2 tRNA genes and 2 rRNA genes are annotated in these 824 nt (G+C 41.4%); all 4 read left to right on the top strand.

Going from position 1 to position 824, the window contains the following annotated elements:
- Positions 1-76 (top strand): 16S ribosomal RNA (locus tag QL998_RS20700); the annotation flags it as partial.
- Between the two features lie 76 nt (positions 77-152).
- A tRNA-Ile gene (locus QL998_RS20695) sits at positions 153-229 on the top strand.
- 110 nt (positions 230-339) lie between these two features.
- A tRNA-Ala gene (locus QL998_RS20690) sits at positions 340-415 on the top strand.
- A gap of 302 nt (positions 416-717) precedes the next feature.
- A 23S ribosomal RNA gene (locus tag QL998_RS20685) occupies positions 718-824 on the top strand; the annotation flags it as partial.

Below are 824 nucleotides of genomic sequence, written 5' to 3'. Positions count from 1 at the left end.
CACGGAGTGATTCATGACTGGGGTGAAGTCGTAACAAGGTAGCCCTAGGGGAACCTGGGGCTGGATCACCTCCTTATACGATTTAGAACTTATTTGTTCGTAGTGTCCACACAGATGATTGTTAATTGTAAAGAGAACAACACTTATTGTTTGGGTCTGTAGCTCAGCTGGTTAGAGCGCACCCCTGATAAGGGTGAGGTCGGTAGTTCAAATCTACTCAGACCCACCACTTCTTCTTGATACTTCGTGTAAGTTTCGTCGTTTAGTTATCTAAACGTCCTCTACTTACGCCTTGTCTCAAATCGAAGTCGGTATACAAACAGTAAGACCAGCATATGTGGGGCTATAGCTCAGCTGGGAGAGCGCCTGCCTTGCACGCAGGAGGTCAGCAGTTCGATCCTGCTTAGCTCCACCACTTACTTCTTAAAAATAAATATTCTTTATCGGGCCATTAACCGCCTGAGAATAGAGTGTGTTTAATTTTGAGAAGTTTTTACATCTCTTGCTCTTTAAAAATTTGGAAAAGCTGATAATAAAATTCTGATAGATACATTCTATTTATCAAGAGTTTTCAAAAGTAAAAAAGAATGGTAGCAGTACCATTCAGTGCCATTTGATTAACGTTTTACGTTGATTGATTGGTATCTACTTTAGTATTCAATATTGACTTCTGGCGAAGTTAAACTGTCACACAACAAAGACCCGTTTGGGTTGTATGGTTAAGTGACTAAGCGTACACGGTGGATGCCTTGGCAGTTGGAGGCGATGAAGGACGTATTAACTTGCGATAAGCTTAGTCAAGCTAGTAAAAAGCGCTTGAGACT

The sequence above is a fragment of the Pseudoalteromonas sp. APC 3691 genome (assembly GCF_030408135.1).
GTDB lineage: Bacteria > Pseudomonadota > Gammaproteobacteria > Enterobacterales > Alteromonadaceae > Pseudoalteromonas.
This window is presented reverse-complemented; position numbering and strand designations above follow the sequence as displayed.